Below are 7,481 nucleotides of genomic sequence, written 5' to 3' on the forward strand. Positions count from 1 at the left end.
GCACCAGCCGCGTCACCCGCCGCGACTACGACTTCGAGAAGCCGCGCCTGCAGCTGGAAGCGGCGCACAAGGGTGAGGCCAAGCCGGACCTGGAGGACTACGACTACCCCGGCCGCTTCACCGAGCGCGCCCGCGGCAAGCACCTGGCCCAACGTGCGCTGGAGCGCCACTGCGCCGACCAGCAGCTGGCCGAGGGCGAGAGCGATCAGCCGCTGCTGCGCAGTGGCCACTTCCTCGACCTCTCCGCCCACCCGCGTGCGGACTGGAACCAGTTGTGGCTGCTGAACGAGATCCACCACGAGGGCAAGCAGCCCCAGGTGCTGGAAGAGTCCATCACCAACTTCGGCGCCAGTCTCCCCTCTCCCCTGCGGGGAGAGGGCCAGGGAGAGGGGGCAACCCGCGAGGAGTTCAATCAGGGTTACCGCAACCGCTTCAGCGCTACACCCTGGGACCAGCCCTGGCGCCCGCCACTGCAACACCCCAAGCCGCGCATCCTCGGCAGCCAGAGCGCCGTGGTCACCGGCCCGAAAGGTGAAGAAATCCACTGCGACCAATACGGCCGGGTCAAGGTGCAGTTCCACTGGGATCGCGAAGGCCAGGCCGACGACACCACCAGCTGCTGGCTGCGCGTCAGCTCCAGCTGGGCCGGCGACCGCTACGGCGGCATCGCCATCCCGCGCATCGGCATGGAAGTGCTGGTCACCTTCCTCGAAGGCGACCCCGATCAGCCCCTGGTCACCGGCTGCCTGTACCACAAGGAACATGTGGTCCCCTACGACCTGCCGGCGAACAAGACCCGGACCGTCTTCAAGACCCTGAGCAGTCCGGGCGGCGGTGGCTACAACGAACTGCGCATCGAGGACCGCAAGGGCCAGGAGCAGATCTACATCCACGCCCAGAAGGACTGGGACGAGAACGTCGAGCACGACCAGAAGATCCGCATCGGCCACGAGCGCCACGACACCGTCGAGGCCAACAGCTACACCGAGCTGAAAGCCGAGGAACACCGCACCACGCACAAGGATCGCAAGACCGAGGTCCGCGCCAACGACCACCTGACCGTGGCGACCAACCAGCATGTGAAGCTGGGCACCGGGCAGTTTGTCGAGGCCGGCAACGAGATCCACCTCTCCAGCGGCCTCAAGGTCGTCCTCGAAGCAGGCAGTGAGCTCACCTTCAAGGCTGCCGGCAGCTTCATCAAGCTGGACGCCAGCGGCGTCACCCTGGTCGGCCCGCAGATCAAGATCAACTCGGGAGGCGGGCCTGGCAGTGGCACGGGCGCGACGCCCATCCTGCCGGGTAAGGCGCTAAAGGCGGACAGCGACAAGGCTGGCGCCCTGTTAACTGCGGCGCCCTTGAACAGGTTGGTACCCGGTTTAAGCCCCCTGTGTGGCAAGCAGAGCAATGGCGCCTGCAGCCGAGGAGATTGCCCATGCATGAAGGCTTGAACGAGTTCTTAGCCTTAGCCCGCCAATATCTCCGAACGGATGGCAATGGGCTCTATTTCATTATCGATCAAACACGACAGCCGGGAGCCCTAACCCAGCTCTATAACTGTGGCCACGCCATCGAGGTGGAATACCTGCTATACGCCACAGAGTTTGAGCACCTGGCAGAAAGTGGACCGATCTGGGTCAGCGTGCAAGGAAGCCACGAGCTGACCCAACTCTGTGCGCGTCTATGCCAGGAACGCCAGGCCGGCATAGCCATCAGAGCCCAAAGCCACCAACTGGCACTGACCCATGCGCGGCGCCTACTAAAGATCAATGACGGGTCAGGCGGGCAGAGCCTGGCCACCTATTACCAGCCGGCCCTATGGGCAGCAATGGCGATGACCATTCAGGGTCAAAGAGACCTCTTCGGCCCCTGGTCAGGAGTTGCCAGCCCCGCCCTTGTCAACCTGCAGAAAAGCCAGAGTGGCTGGCTGGATTGGCAGCCCCCCGTCGACAGTGCCTCGGCAATCACAACCGGACCTCTGGCACTGGCCAACAACACCGAGAAAACCTACCGCACTCTCCGCTGGCTGTACTGGATCGACCAGGAGCATCAAGCATTCCACTCCCCAGGCCAGGCAGCGCTGCCCACATTGATCGGTAATCTTGACGCGCTCACCGAACACGGCATTACCGATGAGCGCCACCTGCTGCGTCTGGCCCAGCTATCGCGTGGGCCGGCCCTCAACTCGCAACCGGCCGTCATGGCCATTCTGCAGGCCTCGACGAAAGCCTTCATCAAGACAGAGCGTCTGCAGGGATTGGGCGCCTCTTAATCCAGCTGAATGGATGCACCATGGAACTCATCAACTATGTCGTCCGCAGCGGCGACACACTGACCAAGATCGCCACCCAACACGGCAGCACAGTTGCCGAGCTTCTGGAGCTCAACAGCTTCATCGTCAACGCAGACCATATCGAAGTCGGCTGGAACCTCAGCGTGACAGCCCGGACATCCCCTGCGCCTACGTCGGCTTCATCTCCAGCCCCTGCCCAGGCGGACACCCCGGCCACAGAGCCCGCCGTGCTACGACTGCCACCTCTGCAGCACGCCAAGGAGGCTCTGAACACCCTCTTTGAAAAAGCCTCACACCCCTGCAAGCCTCGCTTTGCCAACATCATCTACGCCACCCAGGAACAATCCTTCTGGCTCCTGCCCAAGGAGGCCGATGATGCACTCAGCGAGTCGGCGCACATCCTCGAACAGCAGGTAGCGCCCAGCAAGAGTAAAGAGGAGCGCAAGAAAGGCCTGGATGCCTGCGGATTGTTGGACTACTTCATGGAGCCCAACCTGAGCTCTTTCCTTGAAGGCCAGGAAAAGGAGCGAATGCAGTTCTTCGAGCGCGAGCATCCCGATATCGAGGATCTGAACCTGGCTATACAGCTCCAGGATCGCGCCCTCGGTATCGAACCACGCCCCACGGAACCCACCAACGACCGCGCGGAGGCCTCACGCCGGGCCGATGAGGATATAAAGAGAATTCCGGATGGAATGGCTAGGCGCCACAAACTACGGGTTCTGCAGCGCGAATGGGAAAAGCTCCGGGATATCGCAGTCAAGAAAGCAAAGGAGCAAAACTACACCTATCAGGACGGAGCCCTTTTTACCCCCGAAGCGCTGGAAGCCAAGAAGCGTGTCGATCATTACCTGAAGACTCGCGATGAGGTACTCAAGTACGGGGAGCTGCCCACCTATGAGCAGGACGAACTGGCCAAGCTGCTGGAGCAGCAGCAGCAGCGCTACAGGGAAATACAGGAGTTCACTCAGCACTACGGCCCTAGCCTCAAGTACCAGGAAGTCTTCACTCAACTGACGGCCCTAACGGCCTACAAGACCTATATCGACGCCATCATCAAAGTCGCCGACTATGGCCTGGCCGTCCCCGAGTTCGCCCTGATCATGGCCTCCGGCGGAGCCGGCAGCGGCGTCCAGCGCTTCAAGCAATACCAGGAGCACCTCGCCAGACAGCAAACCGTCGAAGACGAGATGCGCGAAAAGTACGCGGACTGGGTCAAGAGCACTGGCCAGAACATGCTGCCCCCAGCCGGCCTGCTCGCGGCCGAACGAGAGGCCTGGGATGCCGAGCAGATGGCGCTCCAGCAGCTCTATGCCGAGGCTCAGCAGGCCGTGGCCAGCAGCAAGCCGCGCAGGCACTTGCTCTGGAACCCCGAACAGTTCAAGCCCCGCCCCGTCGAGCGGTTGGTCAAGAGCGACTTTCCGCTACACGAAGTCAGCTGGCCGGACAGCCCCAAGCCGCTTGGTCACACCAGCATGATGGTGCTCAACGGACTGACCAAGCCCAATATCAAGAAGTCCGCCAGCTTCGCTGGAAATAGCAGCGCCCAGCCAGGCTCGCGTAGTGCCTTCAGCGACTGGCTGAAGGGCATGGGCGCGTTCGAGATCAAAGATCAGGGCGACTGGTTCGACAACAACGGCTGGTTCGAAGTCGAGCGTTTCTACGAATATCTGACCAAGCTGGGCTGGCAGGTCGATTCACTCAAGAATGCGGCCACCCGCAAGCAGTGGGGCGATCGCCTGTGCGAAGTGGTATTTCTCGATAGCGTCAGACGCAGCATTAGGCTGCTCGACCGCACCCCCCAGGCACAGCTTGTGCGTTTTCTCTCGGCACCGCCGGAGCGTATCCAGACCAGCACTGAAGCCTCGGGCCCCACGCTGCGCGATGCGACCGCCAGCTTCGAAACTACCCTGGATATCGATTTGGCTCGTGGCGAGGTCGAACTCTTCAACATCGAACTACCCAAGGCCAAGGAAGCTCAGCCAGTGCTGGCCAAGTACGTCGACTACCAAGAGAAAGTCGCCATTCTCGACTTGGGCAGGTTCTCAGCCTGCTTCAACGCCCGCGCCTGGGGCTTCGCCGGGGCCTCCCTACAGCTGGCTGCCAACCTGGATTTGTCACCAAGCCGGCTCCGCTACGGTTCCAGCCTCGACCCTATTGAGCCGGCCTCCCGCACGGCGAACACGGCCAGCACAGCTCGCACCGAAGATCTAGGGCAGGCGACCTCAGCCCCCGTGCAACTCGAAGATGCCGCCAGCGCCAGCTTCAAACTCTTTGCCGGGGTGCAGGCCGGCATCGAGGTAACCGGGCAACTCAACTGGCTCCCTCCCAAGGGCCTGGTCAGCACGCGACTGCCCACGGGCCAAACCAAGAACACTGAAGAGAAGTGGCTCAACTTGGCCCACCTCACAGCGGAAATATCCGCCGCCATCGGCCTGGGAGTGGATAGCGAGGTCTCCCTGTCGCTCGACAAGGGTCGCTTCATTCTGCGTCTCAAGGCTTCGCTGATCGCCGGCCCAGGCGCCAGCGGCAGCTTTGCCTTTGCCGTGGGCTACGAGGCCATTGGCGAGCTAATGGACGTGATGCGCCGTGAACTACGCAAGAACATGTATCACCAACTGAAGTGGGTCGACGGCAGCGCGTTCGAGCTACTCAGCAAGCTCAATGTCTTCGGGGCTGTCGGCATGGATGTCGGCATGATTTACACCCTGTCACTGACCACAGCCGATGCCGTCGCCAATCTTTATGAAGCGCTTACGGCAGGAGGTAAAGGCGGGCCTGTTGCCCACTCCATCATTAGCTATGAAAACCAAGACGAGCTGGAGCGCTGGTTTGTTGAGGCGCTTCCCGAGGCACTCGGGCCGATGCTGATGACACTGATCAGCCCAGCTGAGGCCTTCGTGATCAAGGCTAGCGATGCCGTCGATGGTACAAGCCGAGAAAATGTAAAGACATACAGCAAAACCGAGTGCTGGCACCTACAGCAACAAGCCATCGAGCGGATACTGGGCTGGATTGTGCGCAACGCCCAGAACAATGGCACGCTACCTAACGCCCAACGCCAGTTTGAGGAAGCCTGCACGCGCATGAACCGCTTCGGCAGCAAACCGCCAAAACCGGGACAAGCTTATTGCGAAAATCGAATGAACATGGACCACTTCATGGCGGCCAAGGTGATGAACATCGGCCAGGATGCCAATAGAAACGAACGTATGCGCGCTAGATACCTCACGCACGCCAGCGCTCTTGGGCAACTAAAAGATGGTTTCTGCCAAGAAACCAATCACTACGGCATTACCTATATGCCTGGCGGCCACGCCACCTATAACGGCCCTGGCGAGTGAGTTGGTGCAAGAGGATTATGATGATTAAGAAATTAGCTTTCTTTTTGTGTACCACACTGCTCACCAGTGTGGCGACGGCCACTCAATTAACGCCTGAGCAGCAGATCGCAAAAGAGCGAGGCATGACGCTCTATAACCAGTACAAAGCAATATCCGCGGAGCCCTATTTAAAAATAGCCGCAGAGGCAGGCGACAGAGAATCGCAGTACTTCCTAGGCGAAGCACTACGACTTAACAACCGATATATGACCACTGAGGCCCAGAAGTGGTACATAGCCGCTGCCGAGCAGGGCGATTACTACGCAATGTTCCGGCTATCGGACACAGATACCGACTTATGCAATGCGATGAAAAACTGCCCACCGGGCTCCAGATCTGATGAAGACTGGACCAGACTGCTCTGGGAAACAGCCGAACCCCTCGCCGAAAAAGGTGACGGGGAAGCGATGATGATTATGTACAACTCAACGGGAGATCTTGAGTGGCTGGAAAAGTCTGCCGCGGCGGGTTATGCCAAGGCCCAATGGCTACTCGCCAACCGATATAAAGAAAGGCATGGCTTCTTTTTCCCTCCTTGGAAGCGCTCGGAACAGATTGAAGAACTCCTGAGAAAGTCTTCTGAAGGCAATTTCGTCAACGGCATGGGCGAATATATGGGTATCTTGCAGGAAAAAGGCGACCTGGCCGCCGCTCGCGCTTTGCTAATAAAAATTGCGGAAGCCGGCGACGAGGGAGCCATTGGCACTTACGGAGCCTACCTTGCACACACGCCTAACACATTGGACTTCCCGCTCGACCTGGTGAAAGGCTATGGACTTATATCCTTGCTACTTGAATTGGACGGCGGTGGCGGCGCAAAAGAATATGCCGAGGATATTCTTCCGGAAATAGCCGCCAAGATGACACCCGAGCAGATCGAGCAAGCCAAAACCTTCGCCCAAGAATGGAAAGCAACCCACCCACCGCTTTCTTACTTCCCAGAGAAGCTAGGCTTCTAATATCAATGAAACCAGTCATTGTGGGATTAGCCTGTTTGTTGTCATGCATAATAACTCACGCATCAACGCTCACACACGCACAACAAATAGCCAAAGAAAATGGCATCACGCTCTACAACCAATATAAAACAGCAGAACCAGAGTTGAGAATAGCCGCAGAGGCAGGCGATAGAGAGGCACAGTATTACTTAGCTGAAGACCTTCGACGGACCAACCGCTATATGACAGAAGAAGCCTACAGCTGGTACACCACCGCAGCGGAGCAGGGCAATTTATATGCCATGCGCCAACTGAGCCCCATAAAAAGTGACCTTTGCATAGCCATGGAAAACTGCCCTAAAGGCCTTAAGAGCGCAGAGGATTGGAATGAGAAGTTAATTTCGACCGCAACCGAGCTAGCTGAGAAAGGCGACGGCGAAGCAATGTATCTGCTGCACCACGCCACAAACAATTTAGAGTGGCTTGAAAAGTCTGCCGCAGTCGGCTACGCGCATAGTCAATTTTGGCTGGCATCAAAATACGCACAAGGAGATAAATTCTTTTTGTTCCCATGGGAAAAGGATGCCGCAATAGAGAGCTTATTAAAACGGTCCGCGGAAGGCGGCGACCCCAAAGGCATAACAAGGTACTATGGATTGCTACAAGAAAAGGGGGAATTAGAGGGTGCAAGATATTGGCTAAGAAAAGGCGCAGAAACCGGCCATACTGTCGCCTTCTCCAACTATGCGCTATTTCTTTCAGATCCCAACAATCCTCTGCAGCTCCCTGTAGACCTCGTCAAAAGCTACGGACTGATGTCTTTATTGCTTGAGCTCGACGGTGGCGGCGACATGCTCCCGCTGGCTAAGG

General features: G+C 58.5%; 5 protein-coding genes. All 5 read left to right on the forward strand.

Going from position 1 to position 7,481, the window contains the following annotated elements; all coding sequences use genetic code 11:
* Positions 1-1,448: type VI secretion system tip protein TssI/VgrG (gene tssI, locus PA6_RS21765; RefSeq protein WP_021703138.1), on the forward strand; the 1,448-nt coding region annotated here is incomplete at its 5' end.
* Positions 1,433-2,269 (forward strand): DUF4123 domain-containing protein, encoded by an 837-nt coding sequence (locus PA6_RS21770; RefSeq protein ID WP_021703139.1) that lies wholly within the window; start codon positions 1,433-1,435, stop codon positions 2,267-2,269. The genes tssI and PA6_RS21770, both read left to right, overlap by 16 nt.
* Before the next feature lie 20 nt (positions 2,270-2,289).
* Positions 2,290-5,634 (forward strand): LysM peptidoglycan-binding domain-containing protein, encoded by a 3,345-nt coding sequence (locus PA6_RS21775; RefSeq protein WP_021703140.1) that lies wholly within the window; start codon positions 2,290-2,292, stop codon positions 5,632-5,634.
* A gap of 20 nt (positions 5,635-5,654) precedes the next feature.
* On the forward strand, positions 5,655-6,632 hold the full coding sequence (locus PA6_RS21780; RefSeq protein WP_021703141.1) for a tetratricopeptide repeat protein: 978 nt from the start codon (positions 5,655-5,657) through the stop codon (positions 6,630-6,632).
* 5 nt (positions 6,633-6,637) lie between these two features.
* On the forward strand, positions 6,638-7,481 hold an 844-nt coding region (locus tag PA6_RS23655; protein WP_155948015.1), incomplete at its 3' end, for a tetratricopeptide repeat protein.

The sequence above is a fragment of the Aquipseudomonas alcaligenes NBRC 14159 genome, from assembly GCF_000467105.1.
Taxonomy (GTDB): Bacteria; Pseudomonadota; Gammaproteobacteria; order Pseudomonadales; family Pseudomonadaceae; genus Aquipseudomonas; species Aquipseudomonas alcaligenes.

Excerpts from the sequence above, each read along its gene's own strand:
- PA6_RS21775 (WP_021703140.1), top strand. The coding sequence starts at position 2,290 with ATGGAACTCATCAACTATGTCGTCCGCAGCGGCGACACACTGACCAAG.
- PA6_RS21780 (WP_021703141.1), top strand. The coding sequence starts at position 5,655 with ATGATTAAGAAATTAGCTTTCTTTTTGTGTACCACACTGCTCACCAGT.
- PA6_RS21770 (WP_021703139.1), top strand. The coding sequence starts at position 1,433 with ATGCATGAAGGCTTGAACGAGTTCTTAGCCTTAGCCCGCCAATATCTC.